Source organism: Pseudoalteromonas sp. T1lg22 (genome assembly GCF_002964645.1).
In the GTDB taxonomy this organism is placed as follows: domain Bacteria; phylum Pseudomonadota; class Gammaproteobacteria; order Enterobacterales; family Alteromonadaceae; genus Pseudoalteromonas.
Map to the genome: position 1 here is coordinate 514,854 of NZ_PQBY01000016.1, position 21,191 is coordinate 536,044.

15 protein-coding genes are annotated in these 21,191 nt (G+C 50.2%); 2 read left to right on the plus strand and 13 right to left on the minus strand.

What is annotated here, in order from left to right; genetic code table 11:
* Window positions 1–541: 541 nt before the first annotated feature.
* The 3 genes from C2M24_RS12100 to C2M24_RS12110 form a co-directional block, all read right to left on the minus strand.
* Window positions 542–3,010, minus strand: a complete 2,469-nt coding sequence (locus tag C2M24_RS12100) for a cation-translocating P-type ATPase (protein ID WP_105215155.1) — start codon at window positions 3,008–3,010, stop codon at window positions 542–544.
* Window positions 3,011–3,236: 226 nt separating this feature from the next.
* Window positions 3,237–5,057 carry a glutamine--fructose-6-phosphate transaminase (isomerizing) gene (gene glmS / locus C2M24_RS12105; protein ID WP_105201163.1) on the minus strand — a complete coding sequence of 607 codons (1,821 nt, stop codon included), beginning with the start codon at window positions 5,055–5,057 and terminating at the stop codon, window positions 3,237–3,239.
* Between the two features lie 55 nt (window positions 5,058–5,112).
* A complete protein-coding gene (locus C2M24_RS12110) occupies window positions 5,113–5,883 on the minus strand; it encodes a DeoR/GlpR family DNA-binding transcription regulator (RefSeq protein ID WP_105201164.1) in 771 nt (256 codons plus the stop codon).
* Window positions 5,884–6,048: 165 nt separating this feature from the next.
* Here C2M24_RS12110 and C2M24_RS12115 point away from each other — a divergent pair, with 165 nt between their 5' ends.
* Window positions 6,049–6,951, plus strand: coding sequence for a retroviral-like aspartic protease family protein (locus C2M24_RS12115; RefSeq protein WP_105215157.1), 903 nt, complete (start codon window positions 6,049–6,051; stop codon window positions 6,949–6,951).
* A gap of 5 nt (window positions 6,952–6,956) precedes the next feature.
* Here C2M24_RS12115 and C2M24_RS12120 read toward each other — a convergent pair whose 3' ends face one another.
* Window positions 6,957–7,259: a DUF6482 family protein gene (locus tag C2M24_RS12120; RefSeq protein WP_105201166.1), complete on the minus strand. Its 303-nt coding sequence runs from the start codon at window positions 7,257–7,259 to the stop codon at window positions 6,957–6,959.
* A 429-nt stretch (window positions 7,260–7,688) separates the two neighbouring features.
* Here C2M24_RS12120 and C2M24_RS12125 point away from each other — a divergent pair, with 429 nt between their 5' ends.
* Window positions 7,689–8,987: a LysM peptidoglycan-binding domain-containing protein gene (locus C2M24_RS12125; RefSeq protein WP_105215159.1), complete on the plus strand. Its 1,299-nt coding sequence runs from the start codon at window positions 7,689–7,691 to the stop codon at window positions 8,985–8,987.
* A gap of 72 nt (window positions 8,988–9,059) precedes the next feature.
* Here C2M24_RS12125 and C2M24_RS16250 read toward each other — a convergent pair whose 3' ends face one another.
* The 9 genes from C2M24_RS16250 to C2M24_RS12165 form a co-directional block, all read right to left on the minus strand.
* Entirely contained in the window at window positions 9,060–9,275 is a 216-nt protein-coding gene (locus C2M24_RS16250) for an inner membrane CreD family protein (RefSeq protein WP_267894380.1), read from the minus strand.
* Complete coding sequence (creD, locus tag C2M24_RS12130; protein WP_267894381.1) at window positions 9,266–10,354, minus strand: cell envelope integrity protein CreD; 1,089 nt, start codon at window positions 10,352–10,354, stop codon at window positions 9,266–9,268. The genes C2M24_RS16250 and creD overlap by 10 nt, the downstream gene beginning before the upstream one ends.
* Before the next feature lie 76 nt (window positions 10,355–10,430).
* Window positions 10,431–11,909, minus strand: coding sequence for a two-component system sensor histidine kinase CreC (gene creC / locus C2M24_RS12135; RefSeq protein WP_199775716.1), 1,479 nt, complete (start codon window positions 11,907–11,909; stop codon window positions 10,431–10,433).
* Window positions 11,896–12,570 carry a response regulator gene (locus tag C2M24_RS12140; RefSeq protein ID WP_105201169.1) on the minus strand — a complete coding sequence of 225 codons (675 nt, stop codon included), beginning with the start codon at window positions 12,568–12,570 and terminating at the stop codon, window positions 11,896–11,898. The genes creC and C2M24_RS12140 overlap by 14 nt, the downstream gene beginning before the upstream one ends.
* Before the next feature lie 106 nt (window positions 12,571–12,676).
* Window positions 12,677–13,876 carry an ATP-binding protein gene (locus C2M24_RS12145; RefSeq protein WP_105215161.1) on the minus strand — a complete coding sequence of 400 codons (1,200 nt, stop codon included), beginning with the start codon at window positions 13,874–13,876 and terminating at the stop codon, window positions 12,677–12,679.
* Between the two features lie 5 nt (window positions 13,877–13,881).
* A complete protein-coding gene (locus tag C2M24_RS12150; protein WP_105201171.1) occupies window positions 13,882–14,598 on the minus strand; it encodes a response regulator transcription factor in 717 nt (238 codons plus the stop codon).
* Window positions 14,598–14,990: a DUF3019 domain-containing protein gene (locus tag C2M24_RS12155; RefSeq protein ID WP_105215163.1), complete on the minus strand. Its 393-nt coding sequence runs from the start codon at window positions 14,988–14,990 to the stop codon at window positions 14,598–14,600. Before C2M24_RS12155 ends, C2M24_RS12150 begins: the two co-directional genes overlap by 1 nt.
* Complete coding sequence (locus C2M24_RS12160; RefSeq protein WP_158677978.1) at window positions 14,990–15,814, minus strand: MipA/OmpV family protein; 825 nt, start codon at window positions 15,812–15,814, stop codon at window positions 14,990–14,992. Before C2M24_RS12160 ends, C2M24_RS12155 begins: the two co-directional genes overlap by 1 nt.
* A 249-nt stretch (window positions 15,815–16,063) precedes the next feature.
* Entirely contained in the window at window positions 16,064–20,995 is a 4,932-nt protein-coding gene (locus tag C2M24_RS12165) for a S8 family serine peptidase (RefSeq protein ID WP_105215165.1), read from the minus strand.
* Window positions 20,996–21,191: the final 196 nt, after the last annotated feature.

Here is a 21,191-nt window from a genome sequence, read left to right on the forward strand (position 1 = left end):
CTGATTTGGGTTGAGTGATTGTTTTTGCTGTCAAAAAAGAAGCAACTTACTACAAACAAAACCATTATTAGCAACTAAATTGTCGGCGGTAAATTAAGGTGTATTCTCTGCACCAGCAAAATTAGATACAGAACATAGGTGTGTTACTGCAGAAAATTGAGTGCCTTTTTGATACCGCTAAGCAAACAAATAACGAAAAGAAAGAGGCCCAACATAATTTGATACAGAAGCTTTCATTCGTTGTTGGATAATTGGGTAGGGAAACGTGAAATCTAGAGCCAATAAATGCCTGCTCAACACATGAATCCCTTCCCGCATTTATCGCGCCACATTCTAGCAGAAGAAAACTCCGCGATACTAGCCTAGTTTAGGAAAAAAGTAGGGTTACTTTTCCAACCGAAATGTTTGAATTTTAGGCACATCCAGATGGACATCCACTCTAAATATTGGGCTCTTTCTTTTAGCTCGGTAGCAGAGCTACACAGTAACAAAGACCAAGACCCCAGCTATAAAGAGCAGCCTAATTATTCTTGTTTACTTATCAGGCTCCTGTTCTCGACCGACTTGTCAGCATAAAGGGGATCGCTGCGGCGATAAATCCGCTGGCCATGGCTAGCAGCCAGTCGTCTAAATGCAGGGGTGACAGGTGTAGCAAGTCGGCCAAAGCCGGGACCTGAATCAGCAAAACACTGACAAGCATGGTTAAGACCACCAAGACCCGGGACGCCAGGGTGCGCAGCCTACTCAGTGCAATAGTAATACCGGCACTGACGCTGGTCAGCGCAACCAGGGCCATGGCTCTGGCATGCTCCACGTCTTGCATCGCCCCCAGGCTGCGGATATAGGCAAAGGCGATCAACAAGGTAAAAACAACCCCGCTGAAAACGATGACACCCCAGTGTCGCCGTGAGAAAAACCGGGCCGGCCCATTGGCTTGAGCGGGGGCAAGGTGCGAGGTGTCGGCACTGTTTTGAAACACCAGCAAGGCCGTGGGATGAATGATCATCTCCAGCCAAACGATATGTATCGGCAGATAAAGAACGGGATATCCGAGAAAAGGGATGACCGCGGCGGTTAAAACCAAGGGAATGTGGACCAGCAGCAGGTATTCAAAACTCAGGCGTAGATTGTTAAAAAGCTGACGCCCCTCGGCGATCGCCTGCACTATGCTGCGAAAGTTATCGTCGAGTAAAATAATCGCCGCGGCCTCATGGGCACTGCGGGTACCGCGCTCGCCCATGGCAATGCCGATATCCGCCGACTGAATGGCAGGCACGTCATTTACCCCGTCTCCCGTAACCGCCACTATATCGCCACCTTGCTTAAGGGCGCGCACCAACGCCAGTTTTTGCGCGGGCACGGCGCGCGCGATAACATCCACCTCTGCCAATACCCGGCTCTCGCGGTTGGTTAGACTGCTTGCCAATGCTTCTCCTTCTATCACCCTGGGCTTCCCCTGATGCAGGCCTATTTCGCTGGCAATAGCCGTCGCCGTAGCAGGATGATCCCCCGTCACCATAATGACCCGAATTCCCGCTTGCTGGCAGATCTCCACGGCTTCTTTTACACCGTCGCGCAGTGGGTCTTCAAACGCCAGCAGCCCGGCTAACTTAAAACCCTGTTCGGGCTCCTGATCGCAGCGGGCCTGGTCATCCAACTCTTGCCAGGCGCAGGCGATCACCTTGTGCCCGGTTCCCGCCAGCTTTTCGACCTGATGTTGCCACCGCTCTATATCAGTCTCACCAAGATCGCACAGGGCCATTATGGTTTCCGGTGCGCCTTTGACCGCGATGAGTTTTGTTGTTTCTTCCCTAATCACCGCCGTCTCGCGCTTGCGATCTTCGGTAAAGGGAAAAGTACGTAATACTGTATGCTCCAGTGGAGCAATTGATGCGAGGATAGCCTGATCCATAGGGTCACCGCTGTCCGCTCGGGATGCATAGGCAGCAATCTGCAGCAGCCGTTTATCGTCGATGTCGCCGACCGCGTAGTGATGCGCGAGTTGCAGGCGCCCCTCGGTTAAGGTGCCCGTTTTATCCGTACAGATACAAGAAACCCGGCCTATGTTCTCTACCACAACGGCACGCCTCACCAAGGCCTGACGACGCGCCAGCCGATAGACTCCCACCCCAAGAAAGAAGGTGAGCACCACGGGAAACTCTTCCGGCAACGCCGCCACAGCCAGGGTCAGCCCGCTCAGCAGCGCATCGATGAGGCCATGCCCCTGGTAAAGGCGGGTTCCGGCCAAGAGCACACAAATAACACTGGCAATAATAAGCAGCACCTTAACCAGCTCGGCCACGGCCAGTTGCAAGGGTGTGCGCTGATGACCGCCGTGGAGCACCGACTGAATAATTTCACCGTACAAGGTGCCTTTCCCGGTATGGGTTACCAGCATACGGCCCGAGCCGGTCAGTACACGGGTACCGGCATATCCCCAATGCGTCGCCGCAACCCGCTCGGTCGCCTTTAGCTTATCCGGCTCTTGCAGTGCCAGCTTGTGTACCGGGAAGGCCTCCCCGGTCAAGGTTGACTCATCGACCTGAAGTTGCTGCACAAAAACGAATACCCCGTCCGCCGGCAGCGAGTCGCCGGGGTCTAAAAGCACCAGGTCACCGGGCACCAGTTCTACGGACGCAATGGTGAGCGCTTTAGCGTGACGCACAACCCGTGCCTGAGAAGCCAGACGACGCCCCAGGCTTTGGGTTGAGGCTTGAGTGCGCCGATGAAGGTAAGCATCCATGCCAAGAAAGGGTATCAGTGCCAGCAACAAAATGCCGGCTTCGGTCAATTCGCCGGTGACAGCAAACAGTCCGCTGGTGATCAGTAAAAACCACAACATAGGATCTTTGATGGTGTCGATAATCAAAGCCCAAAGGCCGCCGCTGACCTGCTCGGCAATACGGTTATCGCCATAGCGCATGCGCCGTTGCATTATTTCCGCATCATCGAGCCCAGAGTCGGCTTTTTTCAAGTCATCCAGTCTCTCGGGAGGAATTTTGCGTTGCATAGCGGCGCTCTTGGCTCAGGTTCATAACCCACTAAATATAGGCCGCTTTATAAGAGGGCGACAGGGAAACATAAGCCCGGGTGGATACTGCGCTATTGCGAAGGGATTGCGTAGGAGCATGATTTGAAAGCAAATTTACGTAGGAAAAGTGCCAACCGTATTCAGGATGAGTCAATTGCATTAAAAAAGGCGCTTCCGCGCCTTTTTATTATCTACCAACCTGTGATTACTCTACGGTAACCGACTTGGCCAGGTTACGAGGCTGGTCGACGTCCGTGCCCTTGATTACGGCGACGTAGTAAGACAGCAGCTGTAATGGGATGGTGTAGACCACAGGAGCAATCACATTTTCAACATGATTGACGTTGATCACACGCATGGTGTCGTCAGACTCGAAGTGTGAATCCTTATCCGCGAACACATAGATGATGCCGCCACGGGCGCGCACTTCTTCCACGTTTGATTTCAGCTTCTCCAACAACTCGTTGTTTGGCGCCACAACGATGATCGGCATATCCGCATCGATTAACGCCAATGGACCGTGCTTCAACTCACCCGCCGCATAGGCTTCGGCGTGAATGTAAGAGATCTCTTTGAGTTTCAGCGCCCCTTCCATGGCGATGGGGTACTGAGAGCCACGACCAAGGAACAACGAGTGATGCTTGTCGGCGAATTCTTCCGCCAGGGCTTCGATGTCGTCGGCAAGCAAGAGTGCTTCTTCCAACTTGTTTGGCAGAGTCTTAATGGCGTTAACGATTTCCGCCTGGTTTAGGCCTTTTTCCTGAGCAATCGACGCGGTTAGCATCAATAAGCCAACAAGTTGTGTGGTGAAGGCCTTGGTTGAAGCCACGCCGATCTCGGCGCCGGCCTTGGTCATAAAGGCCAAGTCAGATTCACGCACCAATGACGAGCCAGGCACGTTACAGATAGTCATAGAGCCCATATAGCCCTGCTCTTTGGCCAGGCGCAAGGCGGCTAGGGTATCGGCAGTTTCACCGGATTGAGAAATGGTTACCAGCAGGCTGTTCGGGTGCACAAACGACTCACGATAACGGAACTCGGAAGCAATCTCGACATTACAGCTGACGCCGGCAAACTGCTCCAGCCAATAACGGGCCACCATGCCCGAGTGGTAAGAGGTACCACAGGCAATGATCTGTACGTGCTGCACGTCTTTAAAGATCTGCGTGGCGCTGTCGCCAAAGGCATCCACGGCTACCCGGTCATCTTGTAAACGGCCTTCCAGGGTGTTGCGCACCGCCATCGGTTGTTCGTAAATTTCTTTGAGCATGTAGTGGCGATATTCGCCCTTGCCCGAGGCGTCCTGAGTGATGTTTGATTCCACCACCTCACGCTCCACCGGCTCGCCGTTCAGGTCGAAAATCTCGACGCTGTCACGGGTAATACGCGCCACATCACCTTCTTCCAGGAAGATAAAGCTACGAGTAACGGGTAATAGCGCCAGCTGATCGGAGGCGATAAAGTTCTCGCCCAGACCCAGACCAATTACCAGCGGGCTGCCAGAGCGGGCAACGATGATTTCGTTGTCGTTGGCCTTGTCGAATACCACGGTACCGTAGGCGCCTTCAAGCTGCTTAACCGCGGCCTGTACCGCGCTTAACAGGGTGTCGTGTTGCTGGCGTAGCTGGTGGATCAGGTGCACCATCACTTCGGTATCGGTTTCCGATAGGAAAGTGTAGCCATCGCCCTTCAACGCTTCGCGCAGACTGCTATGGTTTTCAATGATGCCATTGTGTACCAAGGCCAGTTCATTGTTGGACAAATGCGGGTGCGCATTGGCTTCGGTTACACCACCGTGGGTGGCCCAGCGGGTATGAGCGATACCGGTAGTGCCGGATACACCGGCATCGTTTAAGGCGCTCTCAAGCATGGCAACCTTGCCCACGGCTTTAACGCTGTTTAGGGTATTGCCCTGTAGCAAGGCCACACCGGCCGAGTCATAGCCACGGTATTCAAGGCGCTTTAAGCCTTCAACTAAAATCTTGTTTACTGGGCGCTCTGCAACGGCACCAACTATTCCACACATAAATTCTCCATTTGCACGTATGTGTTATCTTTTTGCCCGATGTTGTCGGTCGGGCTTATTCGTTTACCTCGGCACAGATCAGCTGCACGCCATGGGCGCTGATTTCCCGGCGCAACTCGGGCGCCAGGTTGCTGTCGGTGATAAGCGTGCTGACCTGTTGCCAAGGCAGTTCTAAATTCGGGATACGGCGACCGATTTTTTCCGACTCCACCAGCACCACCACGTCGCGAGCGGCTTCGGCCATCACCTGGCTTAAACCGATAAGCTCGTTAAAGGTGGTAGTTCCACGGGAAACATCGATACCATCGGCGCCTATAAACAGGGTATCGAAATCGTAAGAGCGCAGTACCTGCTCGGCAACCTGGCCCTGAAAGGACTCGGAATGCGGGTCCCAGGTACCACCCGTCATCAGCAGGGTGGGCTCATTCTCCAACGCCAGTAGCCGGCTGGCCACATTGATGGCATTGGTCATCACCACCAGGCCGCGTTTGGAAGCCAGCTCGGGGATCATCGCCGCCGTGGTGCGGCCGCTGTCGATAATGATGCGGTGGTGATCTTTAATCAGCTGCGCCGCCGCTTTGGCAATGGCACGTTTACGGGCCGAGTCTTGCGACTCGCTGCCAGCGACTATCTCTTTCGGCAGCGCGATGGCGCCACCATAACGGCGCAATAGCAGACCGCTTTGCTCTAACGAGGCCAGGTCCTTTCGAATCGTAACTTCTGAGGTATGTAACTGCTCCGCCAAGGCTTCAACCGACACTTCACCCAGCTCATTAACCTGGTTAAGTATGGTGTGGCGGCGCTGTTGAGTGTTACGTTTGGTCATTTAGCAATAAATAAGTTTCGATTCGAAAGGTGCGCATTATAGTCGAAACTTTAAGCAAAGCTCAACCTGTTATTCCCAGCACATCACTAAGAAGTGATTTTACATAAATGTAACATTTCTGTATCCTCAAAGCTGCTTTTTAATAGCGCACAAGGACGAAAAGCTATGCGTACACTAATTTATATCACTCTGATTTTATGTAACTTCCCTTCACTAGCGGCTATTTCTAAATGGACCAGTTTTAGCCAAAGTAATGGCCATATCACCATTCCTGTTACCGTTGAAGGCATTGAAACTCACGCCATACTCGACACCGGCGCACAAATACATGCCATCAATAGCTCATTTATCTTAAAAAATAAGCTCGATTTAACCGCCGCGGGCAGGATCAGGGTCAAAGGTGTTTACGGCACTGAAGACAAAAAAACATATAACCAAGTCGAATTAAGCCTGTTCGGGTTCGATACCCAAATAGACGGCTTAGTTGCAGCTCAATTGGGTTTTCACACAAATGGCATTCTGCTCGGTGCTGGCTTCTTCGATAAATTCATAGTGCAAATAGACTACCCGAACAGTCGTATGCGTTTAATAACGCGAGACAGCCTAGATCTAGGTGAACTGGAAAACATCGAAATGCGCGCGCAGCGTGGCACTGGAAGACCCATAGTAAAGGTCGCTTTGGGCGAAGAGCGCAGCGCTTGGTTGTTACTCGATACCGGCAGTAACGGCGGCTTAACCATCAAACGCTCTGTAGCCGATAGTCTCGGCTGGTTAGACAATAAAGAGCTCAGCACCGGGATTAGCATGGGGGTCAATACCTTGGCCACCACCAACTCTTTGCGTATCGACGAATTTAAATTTGGCCCATATACGCTGGAAAATGTGCTGGTAAGCGTACCGGGTGAAGGACAAAGCGCAAACCTGGAGGAGCAATTCTCAACGACTGGTACCCGCATTAAATCCGCCAAGGTCGAAGGGATCCTCGGTTACGATATTCTCAAACACTTTGTCGTCACCATAGATTACAAGTTTGGCCACGCCCATATCGGCCTGCCCGAGGAGCAATAAGCACCTCAGCTCAAACTTCGTAACTCCATATCACAGGTGTGATCATCCAGGTCATCTTGCGGCCCCAGCTCTTCATAAGCTGACTGCATTTTTAACAACGCCTGGGTGGCACCGAGCGCCGATAACGCCCGCTCTGCTTCACGCAGCGAATTAAAAGACTTGGTAACCTCATGATGATCAGCCAAAATATGGTAGTTACCCAGGGTATCTATCACCCCTGCCAGATAGTGATTGGCGTCAGCATAACTGAGGATAATAGCGCGATAGTGACTATCCGCGATGGCCGCTTTTAGTAGATTGGCTTGCATGGTGTGGCTCCTAAAATGTGCTCACCTACTTTAAAGGTAGCAGAGGAATAAAAGGAGTTAAAAGCATCTGTTTTTATGCCTGCTCGCTTATAATCAAAAAAGCACCTCTGAGGCTTATAGCGCGGCCTTTTGGCGATATCTGTCGGGGTGCTTACTGGGTGCTCAGAGACGCAGTAAATGTGCGCTCTCAACCTGCCTTTGTGCTATGTTCAAGTACAGAGGGAACCACCTGGAAAATAGGTGGTCTATTTTGAGGGTCTGCTGACTCACAGAAACAAAAATAATATTTAGGTGTGGCTCAGTCACTTAAGCCAGCGCTCAGTTTTAGCTCACTTTGTGTTCAGGTTAACAGATTAAGCTCACACCCTTTCGCTCTTACTACCCAAGTAGCGCACATATAACTTTTTATCTTAATAACACTGAATTTTTATGTATCGAATTTTACTTATTTCTTTTTTTCTGGTGTTGGCTGGCTGTCAAACCACGCCGTCAAACGATAACCAGACGCAGCAGGATGTGACTGCTGCGGATAACCAGAACAGTGCCGGCACAAGCACAACCGATAATGCTAGCGCCAAGCAGAGCGAGCAGCAAACCAAAACAGCAAGCACACTGACACCACAGCAGGTTGAGGATGTGTGGCAACGTATTCGCATGCAACTGAGCTTTGCCGACTCAAAGCATCCCGCGGTGCAGCAACGCATCGACTGGTATTTATCGCACCCTAACTATATGGAAGAGATCAGCCGCCGCGCCGAGCCCTATCTGTACCACATAGTTACCGAGGTGGAAAAACGCGAACTGCCCATTGAGCTGGCACTGATGCCGCTGATCGAAAGCGACTTTGATGCCAGTGCTTATTCTCATAAGCATGCCTCGGGTCTGTGGCAGCTCACCCCATCTTTGGCCAAATATTTTGGCGTGAAAATCAGTCCCTGGTATGACGGTCGTCAGGATGTGATCGACAGTACTCAGGCGGCATTGGACTTTATCGAGTATCTGCATAAGCGCTTTGACGGCGACTGGTATCACACCATAGCCGCCTATAACGTCGGAGAAGGCCGTGTGTTAAAGGCCATTGAAAGCAATAAAAAAGCCGGTAAAAGCACCGACTTTTTCGCCCTGAAATTACCCAAGCAAACTCGCCACTATGTGCCTAAATTGCTGGCGGCGGTGCAACTGCTGAAGCATCAGAAAATGGAGTTTCCGCTGATAGCCAACCAGCCAAGCATTACCACCTTGCCACTGTCAGGTGCCGTGGTGCTGGCCGATAAAACGAAATGGGGCAATCTGGAACAACTTAACCATGGCGTGATCCGCTTTCCGGCCATCATAGACGCCCCACACATAGTTGTGCCGGTAGAGGACAAGCAGCAATGGCAGACGCTGATCGCCGACCAGCAAAACGGCGATTACAGCCAGTGGCAAAATTACACCATAGCAAAAGGCGATAGCCTGAGCGTTATCGCCAAACGTTATTCGCTCACGGTGCAGCAATTAAAAACCTTTAATAACCTGAAGTCGGATCGCATCCGTATAGGTGACAAGCTGATTTTGCCGGTACTGGCGGATGAGCAAATTGAATACAAGGTGGCCTCCGGCGATAGCCTGTGGAAAATAGCCCGTCGTTATCAGGTGAGCGTGGCCAAGCTCAAGCAGTGGAATAATCTCTCTAAAGACACCCTGCGTATTGGCGAAACCCTAACGCTGTTTTTATCACGCAGCTAATACCCATATAAATAAGGCCGCTAAAAAGCGGCCTTATTATTTTCTAAACTACATAATGGTCACGACATCACGCTAATCTTCATTATTGCCATACCAGTTAAACTTACGGGTCAGCATCATGATCAAACTAAGCACCGCAAATACCAGGGTCGCCCCCATCAACAAGGCATAATCCTCCGCCGCCAGCAGGCTAAACAAAACCCCATACAGCAGCGCAATAGCGCCGAAGAATACCGCTCCCTGGCGCGAACTGTGCAGCATACCCGCCACATAAATGCTTAACAGCAAACTCGAGGCCAAGGCCATACCAGGTAAGCCAGATTAAAGCCAAAGTGTTCGCTGAGCGATACCAGCAGCAAATAGAACACGGCTATGGCCAGGCCGACAAAACCATATTGCACCGGATGAATCGCATCTTTGCGCAGGATCTCCAGTAAAAAGAAACTTGAAAACACCAGCACCAAAACCAAGAGTGCATAGTTAGTGGCGCGATGGCTTTTCAGGTAATGATCAACTCCATCCACCAGGTTTACGCCCAGGCTGCGCTCCCTTAAGTTACTGCAATCGCCCTTGCTGCGCACGCAGTTGCCAAACAGCTCCTGCATATTGGTAGCGAAGAAGTTGGTCTGCCATTTTGCGGTAAATTGTTCGCTATCTATGCTGGAAGAGGTTGGTAAGTAGTCACCAACAAAGCTCGGGTGAGGCCAGTCCGCTGTCATGGTGACATGAGTTTCTTCACCCACGGGGGCAATAGCAAAACGCTTCATGCCTTGCAGGTTAAGATTGATCTGCACCGCCACCTTGTCCCGTGCCAGCAAAGTCTGTAAATCCACGGCCGCATGTACGCCATCGGCCAGTTGTTTAATCTGACTGCCGGGCTGAAACACCAGTGACTCACCGGCCATTTGCACTGCACTGCCAACGCCAATGCCGCGAATATCCTGCACCACCATCACCAGATTCAGCTTGGTAATATTCTTGTCGGCATAGTCCTTAAGTTTGCGCGTGTTAAAGGTGGCGGAAATATCGTTTTGCGAGCGATAAAGGTTGGCTTTATAGATGCCGCGAAACTTCTCATAGGTGCTTAGCTGCGCCTGCCATTTTAACTCGCTCGGCAAGAATACCTGCTTGTGTAGCACGGAATAGCTTTGCCCCTGCTCGTTATGCTTGGTTTCCATATATTCTAAATACAGAAACGGTCCTATTATGCCCTGCTCGCCACTGCTGCTACGGGCGATTTCCTGCTGCACTTCCTGATGGCGCTCGGAGCGCTCCATTATCAGCCCCTTGATCATCATAATTGGCACCAAGATAAGCAGTACAAGGCCGGCGATAATGAGTAATTTATTACCTAATTTTTGTCTCATTTATTAAACTCCATGTGATGAATAAACCTAGCTTATTCAACAAGGTTGGAGTTTAGGTGCGGCTAATGTGGAGATTTTATGGAGTTGTAAATATCAAGGTTACGCGCACTCCGTCGGACTCATTGGCAATCAGTAACTTACCTTGGTGCAATTGCATTATCTGCTCAACAAAGGTCAGGCCCAGGCCAGAGCTCTTGTGGCCATTATCGCGCGGCAACGAATAAAAGCGCTCACACACCTTGCTAAGAGCATAATCGGGGATAGCCGGGCCCTGATTAAAAACCTGTATCAGGGTGCGATCTGGCTCCGTCTGCACAGACACACTCACCTCACCGCCAACAACAACAAAATCGAGGGCATTTTCCAGTAAATTGTAGAGCGCCTGTTGCACCAAGAAGGCATCACCAAGCAGACTTTGCCCAGGGTCACAATTAACCTGCATCTGCACCCGTTTCTGGGTGATGGTGGCCAGCATGGATTCACATACTCGGTTAATTAAAGGCGCCAATTCAATCGCCCTCTTGCTCTGTAATTGCGGCTGCTTTTCAAGCCGGGCCAGAGCCAGGAGGTTGTCGATCAGCTGCTGCATGCGCTCACTTTCTTTCTCAATATTACTAGCAAAGAGTCGCTGCTTTTGCTCCGTCAGCGGCGTTTGTAACAGCTCGCTGGCTCCTTTTATGGCACTCAGTGGGCTTTTCAGCTCATGTGTCAGGGTTTGCACATATTGTTCCACATAGTTTTTACCATCCAGTTTGGCACGCATGGCCGCCAGCGCCTCACTCAGCTGCCCATATTCATAGAAGATGCGAAATACCGGTTGCCTGGCCTTTTCGCCACGACCCAGTTTGGCCGCATAGTTTGCCAGCTTATCCAGCGCCGTATTGATACGCCAGGCGATCAAGGCACCGAGCAACAAGGCCACCACACTCATCACCACCAGCCAGGTCAGCACCCGATATTTAGCTTTATCGATAAAGGGTTGCACCGAGCGATTGGCCTTGGCCACGGTGACACTGCCAATGATCTCACCATCCGCGCGAATGGGCGCCGCCACATGCATGACGGTGGAGGTCGGATCCTCGCCCTCTTGTATGCTTGAGCGCGCCCCATACTCGCCACGCAGCGTCAGGTAAACATCGTTCCAACGGGAAAAGTCAGCGCCAACATCCCGCTGCCAGGAATCAACCTGGACGATACCGTTAGCATCGGTTATATAAATTCTGTGGTTAATACTGCTTTTATCCACGCCCCAGATCGCCGCGTTCGGGTCACGTTGACCAAAATGGCTCAGAAGCTCGGCAAATTCACTGCTCGATAAGGTGCCCTGCTGCAGGTGGGGAGCCGCCAAGGTTGCCAGCAGGTTGGCCATGTCCACCAGGGTTTCTTCACTCACCTGGCGAACCGTGGGTTTAATCTCCCGCATCACGGTCGAGCTGACCACATAGGTAGTCAAGGCCACCACTACAACATACAAGAGAAAAAGCCGCAGACCGAGAGGAATGCGCGGCCATTGAAACAATTTATCGACCCAGGAGCGGTCGTTACTTTGGCTCATAAAAGTACCCGAAACCGCGCTTGGTGTGGATCACCTCAGCCAGGTCATGGCTCTTCAACTTGTGTCGAATGGCCTTGATATGGGAGTCGATATTGCGGGCATAATGAGATGCGTTGGCCATATCCGCGGCACACATAAGTTGCTCACGGCTAAATACCTGTCGCGGATGACTATGGAGTTTGTGTAGCAGTTTATACTCCAGCGCCGTTAATTGCAGCGCCTGTGCGCCGACATAAAAGTCATACTGGCGGGCATGCAGATCTGTACTAACCTGTGCTGCTGCCGGTTCTGGAGTGTCGCTCCTGACCATACGTAACTTAATGCGGGCCAGCACCTCGCGGGGACTAAAGGGCTTGGTAACATAGTCATCGGCGCCGATTTCCAGACCCACCACCCTGTCGATTTCATCACTGCGGGCGGTTAAAAAGATAATGGGCACAGTAGAGAAGCTGCGTATCTGTTTACACAGTTCAAAGCCATTACCATCGGGCAGACCCACATCGAGCAACACCAAAGCCACCTGCTCATCTTGTATAACGGCCAACCCCTGCGCGGCGGTAGCACACCAGCTGACGCTCAACCCCGCTTGTTCTATTACATGCACCAGGGTATCGGCTATGGCCGGCTCATCTTCAATCACCACTATCTGTTGGTTCGTCATGCAGGTGTCCATTGGGTCTATTTTTTATTTTCCCCACATATAGTTACAGGACGTTCACCGTTAATCAAGAAAGCAGCGGTGGTAATAAGTGAAAAGATAAACAGGCCTAAAACACTATTCGCACACAGGCTCCATTTAATGCCGTACTTTGCTCCAGTTGCAGATCGGCGTCGTGCCACAGGCACAACTTGCTAACGATAGATAAGCCCAGACCCACGCCGGTTTGCTCGCGCTGGGCAACCTGATGGTTTTTAACAAATGCCTGCAACAGCTTGCCACTGAGTTGCTCATTAAAGCCTGGGCCATCATCGGCCACGCTCAACTCAATACCATGCGGGTGAGCCCGCAAACTGATATGAATTTGGGTGTGGGCAAAACGTACGGCGTTGCTCATTAAATTGGTGAGAATACGCAGGAAACTGCGCCTATCCACCTCAATCACATCACAGTGACAATCTATATGTATGTTCAAATCGCTATAGATACGAAATTTATCACAGCCCTGCTCCAACAGCTCCCTGGCATCATGGACGACCGGACGGATCACTGGCTTGCATTGATTCAGTTCGGCATAGGTGAGGAACTCCTCCACCAGCATTTCCAGCTCGGTGATATCTTGCAACACGCTATTGCAGTCAACTGCACCACTGGGCTGGTGGGCGGCCATTTCCAGGGCAAATTTAGCGCGACTAATGGGCGTGAAGAAATCATGAGATACCGCATTGATCAGCTGACGCTGGTAGTCGCTTTGGTTTTGTAACTCTTCGGCCATTTCATCAAAGGCATCGCCGATGCGTTTAATCGCACTTAAACGCCCAAGCCTGGCCTGAGCGGCAAAATTACCGACGGAAATCTTATTGCTGGCCTGACGCAGCCGGTTGAGATCGCGAAACAAGGGCCAACACACCAGCAGCACAGCCACCGCGACACTGGTATAAAACAGCAGGCTGATCAGCGCTTGTTGCTGTTCCCTCTGCGCCCGCGGCAAGGGGCCAAGCACTAAGATGCGCTGCCGGCTGCCGTCCAGGTAATAAAATAGCAACTGATTGTCTTGATCCAGCATAGGCACCACGGCACCGCTGCGCAGTTGCTCGTCTATATGGGGATCAAAGTGAATATCGGTGAGGGTGATTGCGCTGATAAGGTGACTGGCCTGTGGGTTAGGCGCTTGCAGCATGCCCCGAGCCAGGGCAAGCTCGGCGTCACTGGCAATGGCGGTGTCGCCGAGATGGCTGTTAATCAGCCAGGCGCTTATGCCTAAGCACAGCACCAGGGTTGAAAAAAGGTAGCCATAAACCTTGAGCACTTAACTCACTTCCACGCATCCGGAGAAAGAATATAGCCCTTACCCCATACCGTGATAATACGACTGGGGTGCTCATCGGCATCCCCTAATTTTTTACGTAATCGGCTCACACGTCCATCTATGGTGCGATTCTGACCATCGTATTGGCGGCCAATGGCGGCCTCGAATAAATGCTCTCGACTCACCACCTGACCGACATTAAAGGCCAACTTCTCCAATAAATCGAATTCGCCGGTGGTGAGCTCGAGGCGGTCGCCATTTAAACTCGCCTGACGCTGATAACGATTGATCACCAGATTACCTATGGTCAGTGTCTGCGACTGGGCGGCATTCTTAGCACAGTATTTCAGTTCATTGCGACGCAGGCAGTGGTTAATACGCGCCAGTAAAATAGAAGGTGAAATAGGCTTAGTCAGGTAGTCCTCGGCACCCAGTTCCAGGGCATGAATATGATCCACATGACTTTGCCTGGCAGTGAGGAAAATAACCGGCACCGAATACTGGCGCTGCAGCTCTTCAAAAACCTTGAAGCCGTCGCTTTCCGGTAAGCCGATATCGAGTAACACCAGATCATAGCGCCGCTTCACCATTTCAAATGCCGCTATATGCGGTGAGCTAATATGGGTCACAGAAAAACCATGAGATATTAGGAAGGTAGAGATAAGCTCGGCCAATTTCAGGTCGTCTTCGACATAAAGAATAGATTTTTGTTGTTCACTCATTAAAAAATACTCCAAGCTACCTTGCGACGCTTTTGATTTAGAAAGTGACGTTGCACGTCGATCATCACCTGTGCAACTCGCTGCTTATCTTGCTTACGCACTAGGTAAATCATCACATCGGACGCGGCTTCCAATGACAATTTATAGTGCTGAGCACGATTGGGGACGTCGCAAATTAGTTTTGGCTCACCGGCTTCCACCTGCAAGCAATAGGTCGTGGTAGGCTCTCCTTGCCAACTTAATAATAGGTTTATCTGGCAACTGGTTTGAGTGGTCACGCAGGTTCCCGGCTTCGCCTTGATATAGTGCTTTTCAAGCGCGCTGGCGTTACCGTTGTGCATCAGCAAGGTGACCAGGGTTATGAAAAGCTGCATCGCCACACGTTGACTCATCAGAAACTCCAAGCCACCCCGGCGTAGTAAGAAAGCAAATGTTGCTTCGATACTAGCGGACTGTCGGCAATTTCACTGTCTAGCACCTGCCATTTAAGATCGGAAATAAATCGCCAATCTTCGTTAATTTGATATTGGTAGGTTAGCTGCAGGCCTTTATTGAACGCATGCTGTGGCTGATACAATGAAAAACCAGCGGCAATTTCCTGGCGGTGACTGCCATAATAGTATTTGGTTATTTCATTACTCTGGTATTGAAGCTCAGCCGCGGCAACGAGTAAATGCTTGTGCCACCGCTGATAACGAGAAAGCACCAGCGCGCCTTCTTGACCATGGTGATAATTGGTCACTTCAGTAAAATAGCTCGCACTAAGGCGCCATTGCTGCCAATCAAAGAGGTACTGGGCGCCAGCCAAAAAGGATAACTCCCGATCGGGTATTTTGGTGATATCCCCCACTCTTTTCGATACTTTGGGTTGTTGTGGCTCTTGCTGGGTACTGGGCGGGCGCGGCGCCCCTGGCCTCACGGTGGACGTCAAAGAAGCAACAACCGAGCTCGCTGCCAGGCTATCAATAAAATACAAACCATCACGATTCATTTTACTGATGAAGGACAGCTGGTGGTTGTCGTTACTCAGGGGTGTCCAAGATAGTTCAAAATTGCTAAAGGCAAAGTCGCCATAAAACACTTCGACTTTAGGGATCACATACAAGGGAATATCATCAGCATCATGAATCGGGTTCTCGATCTCACCATAACCGGCGCTAAGACCAAACTGCCATCCTGATTGAGCGGTGTAGATAGTTTCTTCACTCGCACTCACAGCGCCACTCAATAGCGCAATTATCAGAAATAGCCCCGCCTTATTCACCTTGCTACCGACTCTCATTAATGAAAAACACCGCTTTAATTGAGGTAGCAGCATCGCCCGAGGGGGGGTGTCAGTCAACGCAATTAATGTACACTTTTGTAACAATTTAGAAACTCTATTAATAAGAAAAAAATGTGCTGGTGGGTAAGAAAAAAAGCCAATTGTTTCCAATTGGCTTTTACTTACTAGGGTCTATGAAAGTTAACCGTTACGAGCTCTGCGAAGCAGTGCTAACGGCATGAATAGCAATAACATCCAGGCCATAGAACCACCTGATGATTTTGCTTTCACTGGCTCTTCAGGCGTTACTTGTACTGGATATGTACAGCTTCCATCATCAGTATTGGCTAACACATCAAAGTTAGTTGCTGTAGGGTCGGTACAACCTAGCTCTTCGCCATCGGAAACCACCATTAGCATAAAGGTTTGCGAGGCCATATCGGTGCCGTTAACACTGTCTTTAACCGTCACGGTAATTTCGGTTTCACCGTGGAAGTTAGCAGTCGGTGTTAAGGTCACGGCTGAACCAGAGTCATGGCCACTCACTTGCGCGGCTACGTTGTCACCGGTTACCAGGATTTCATTACTCACCCCGTTTTTATCTGCGTAGATAACATCGAAGCTGACAGACTCGTTCTCAGCAACAGAAAGGTCTTTTAAGTCTACCAAGGTGATGTTACCCATTACCTCTAGATCTACGCTCAAGCGCTCGGTGTCTGAACCTTCAAGGCCATTGTTCACGTACAATGTATGTACCTGATTAGCTGCTTTTTCAGAAACATAGGCATCAAAGCTCACGCTGAACTTAGAGATTTCTGGACCTGTGTAGTCCATACAAACTACTAAGCCGTCATGTACAAGGTCGTTGATGTTGTCATAAGCGAAACCATCACCAATATTTACATCCATTGGGATGTCACCATTGACTAAGATGCGACCATCGGCAGCTTTAAAGCCGATAGAGCCCTGATTATCAACCAGATTAACGTTGTCGTAGGCAAACATCAGCTCGTACTCACCCGGCTCATAGTTGATGCCCATACGCATGAACATTTCAAAGTCGACACTTTGACCGTCGGTGTAAGTACGCTCAACGTTATCCCACTCCAGTACTAACCACTCACGTGAGTAAGTAAAGGTTGGCGTGATACCCGCATTAGGATCGCCTTCAACACGAGAGCTTGCGTCAATGCGCTCAGGAATAGTGTTATCACCTACCCAGAAAGGCGCGATGATGTAAGGTGGCGGAGGCGGCATGCTCGCTGCACGTGGGAATTCAACGTGGAACGGCGTTGTACGGCCCGTATCACCAAAGGTTACCAGACCTGCTGGGTTTAGCTTGATTGAGTCGAAGTGATACTTGTTAAAGAATGGGAACTTCACATCCATATCGGTTTGCATCAATTCTTTAAATGAGTACTTATATTCGTTTCTGTAATTACCTTCTACACCTTCAAGCGTGCGCCAACCTAGGTCACGCAAGTTCAGATAATCCGGGTACGGTGAGTTACCCGCTAACAGTGAACAGCTCTGATCCGTGATATTAGTTGTAATGATGTAGTTACGGACAACGTCTTTAGTTGTGTCCTGTACACCAACCAATGACAACATGTTATCTGTTACTTCAGGTGTCACAGGTGTAGAAGCCGTAGAAACAATACTGTCGGCAATGATCTGAATGCCTTCAGGGAATTCAGTGGTCAACGCAAAGTTGCGCGCCTGCGTTTCATTGTTAGCAATCACATCAACGGTGAAGTTAACAACATCGCCTGGGCTCGCCTTGTGCTTGTCTGCTGTGAAGGTAACGTCATCATCAATTTGCGTGACAAGTACAGGTACATAACCTAGGTTACCTGCATCTTCAGGGTTTGAACCAAGGTCGAAACCACCAAAGTAGATATCACCGATTTCCATTTCTGGTAGGTTGTACGCAAGATTGACATTGTATTGTTCGTAGCCAGAAATTTGCTGCTCGGCACTAACAACCAAGCCCCCCATATCCTGACCTACAACACCGGTTGCTATGGTCACATCACGGCCTTCATCTACTTCACCGTAAGGAACATAGGCTGTGCTCATAAACACAGTGAAATAATCACCCGCATTCGGCTCAACGATGTTACAGAAGTTGTTGATGTTGTAGTTGGTAGACATACAAAGCACTTCGTCCATGCTGGCCATACCATCACCATTGGCGTCCTGACCTGTAAAGAGGATCATACGCTCAGTGATACCAGCGCCAACCACGCTCGCGCTGTACATCTTGCTGCCTTCAGGCACTTGTGTCCACTCGACGTGGTTAATGTTAACCATTTCACCTTCTTCTTCATGAAGATCAAATGGGTCGCCAGCGGTTGGATCTGAGAAGAATTTGAGGGTCTTCGCATCACCTTTAACCATGCCGTAGCTACGTGCTGTGAAGTCTGTTACTTCTGCGGTATTGAATGGACCTACTTCGATAGCAGCAGAAGTACGGTGTGCCTCAACTTTAACGTAGTCAGGAAGACCACGGTCACCAGTGAAAGTCCATACTGGCAATTCAAGTACAGGTGAAGCACTGTTGTTGGAAACCAGCGTCACTTGGCCTTGGTTACCACTTAGATCTATGTAGCTAGCTGCACTTGAGTGCGGCTTACTGGTGGCGGTAATAACGATTTGCTGCGTTTCACCGGCTTTAATATCAAATTGTGCCGGCTCAGCAGTTAATTCGAAGGCACCAATCCACTCTTCAGTGTGTACCGTCCAACTTGCGTCTTCTGTCGCTGTGAACTCACGCACGAATGTACAGCTTGTTGGACATGTATTATCCACAACATAGGCTGTGTTCAGGTCTTCTGCGTGACCACCCGTTGACGGGTTGGCATCGGCCATATCGGCGATATCTTGATGCAGGGTTAGGCCTGCTTTGTCGGCCAACTCAACACGCATGCGGCCCGCACCCATGTCTTGTAAGCTCGACTTGATACCATCATCTTTATAGTTGCTTAGGAAACGAGCATTGGTTAGATCGTTACCAGCAGTTAGCATCAATGCCGATTGCACCTGAGATACAGACCACTCCGGGTGAGATTGTTGTAGCAAGGCAGCGGCACCGGCAACGTGCGGACTCGCCATTGAGGTACCCGACATGGTTTGCCAATCAGCGGTGCGTGGATTGTTGGTGAATGGTTGATCATCCGAGCTCGGTGCATAGATATCTACACCCGGTGCTGCGATATCCACCAGCATGGTATCGATACCAAAATAAGATGGGCCACGGCCTGAGAAGTAGGCTACGCGCTCTTTGTCTACCGGCACAATCTCACTCTGGGCACCGGTGACTGTACCCATATGACCTGAGCCTGAGTCCAGCCAATTGAGAAGCGCAGTACTATCGGCATTGGTAATATGAATTGCCGGTAATGGGTGCGGAAGAACTGGAATAGATGCGCTATCCTGGAAGCTAAAGCGGTTGTAAATGATGACACCTTCAGCACCACCCGCTGCAACGTTATTTGCTTTTTCGTACAGCGGACGCGAGCTACGACGACAGGTAACAATCACGTCTTGTGTGCTTTCATCGATATCTACCGTGGCCGGGTCATCCGCTAAATCAAATGTACCTGCAGGGAATGGGATATCACAATCCGCGATGTTGAATGAGTTTGTACCTGGGTTCTCAAAGTTTTCCGCCTTAACAATAAGGCCTGTCACTTCTTCAAATGTTGAAGAGTAACCCTTGATAGCGGCCGGCGCAGCAGTGTCACCGCCAGACATGTTTGCCAACGACTTTGCACCGAAGTCAACAATTGAAGACGGTGAATGAGCAGCAACCGTAGTTACCCAAGGTGATGAGTGGTCGGCTGTGCTTAATTCAGGGCCTGAGTTACCCGCAGCTACGGCAACGAATACACCGGCATTGGCAGCATTGAAGAATGCTTGTTCAATTGGGTCTAGCCAAGGATCTTCTTCAAGACCACCCAGTGACGCGTTCAGTACATCAACATTGTCGATGATCGATTGCTCAATCGCCGCCAGGATAGTCGTTGTTGGACAGCCCGCATAGGGGTCGCCCGAACCGCCTGGCCAACATACCTGATAAGAGATGATATTAGCGTGTGGTGCCATACCAGATACTTCTTCAAAGACCAGATCCGTTGCCACACCCGTTGATTGCGCCGCAGCGTCCGCTAGCTTGAATGGTACATCATAAAGAATATTACCCGCTGCAGTACCCGCTACGTGTGAACCGTGGCTGTTATAGTCTTCACCATAGGCCGGACGCGACTCTGCAAACACAGGATCACTGTAGGTATTGGTGATTTCAGGGTAAGAGTAAATACCAATTAGCTTGTTATTACACTTATCTGAGAATGCAGCGCTCGCACAGTCACCCAAGAATGTTTCACCTAGTGGATTTTCGTGAACATAGCCATCACCACCCACTTCAGCAAAAGATGGGTGGTCTGAATTGATACCAGTATCAATTACACCCACAACCATGCCTTCACCTTTATTAGAGCCGCCACCAAAAGCATTAGCCCATAGTTGCTTCGCACCAGTTTGTTCAATGGTGTTAAAGGTTGAAAGTTCATACACTTTTGAGCGGGTAATGCGTTTTACACCCGGTACTTTAGCCAAACGCATCGCTTCGTCTTGCGTCATGCTGGTGGTGAAGGCATTAATTGCCACCGAGTAGGAGCGCTCAACATTCACGCTTAAGCCTTGCAAAGCGCTGGCTTGGGTAATGAAGTTTTGACGCTGAGAGCTCAGGTATTTGTTATAACTAGAAAGTTCCTGTGTATTTAGGTTCAGGGGCTGGCCTTGTTGAGTGCGAGCACTGGTTACGACTGATTTTGTTTCAGCCAGACCTTTAATTTGACCATCGTACGCCGACAGCGGCGCATCCTCTAGCTCGACAATATATGTATGCTCACCATGCACACCCTCTTCCGCGCGGAAGATCTTTCCCTGTTTTTTTACAGTTTGAGCAACGTCGCCCGACCAATGCATTTCTTCAATCATAGGTTTTGGCGCGTAGTCTGATGATGGTGCAACCCATTGCTCGGCAGAAGCATTCACGGCACTGGCCGCTGAACTGCCGATATACAAGGCTGAAGCCACCATAAAGGAGACTTTTTTCAAGTTAAACATACTTAACCTTCGGTGTTGTTTATTTTTTGTAATGAAGTTGTAATAACTTCCCCACGCCGATGGTTATGTTTTATTCATATACCTGCAATTTACTGGTAATAAAAAAGACACTTTGATGCACTTTGTGACATTTGTTGCTGGGTGAGATATGAAAAAGCCGCTAACAAAAGCGGCTCTTTTTTATATGATGGAAGGG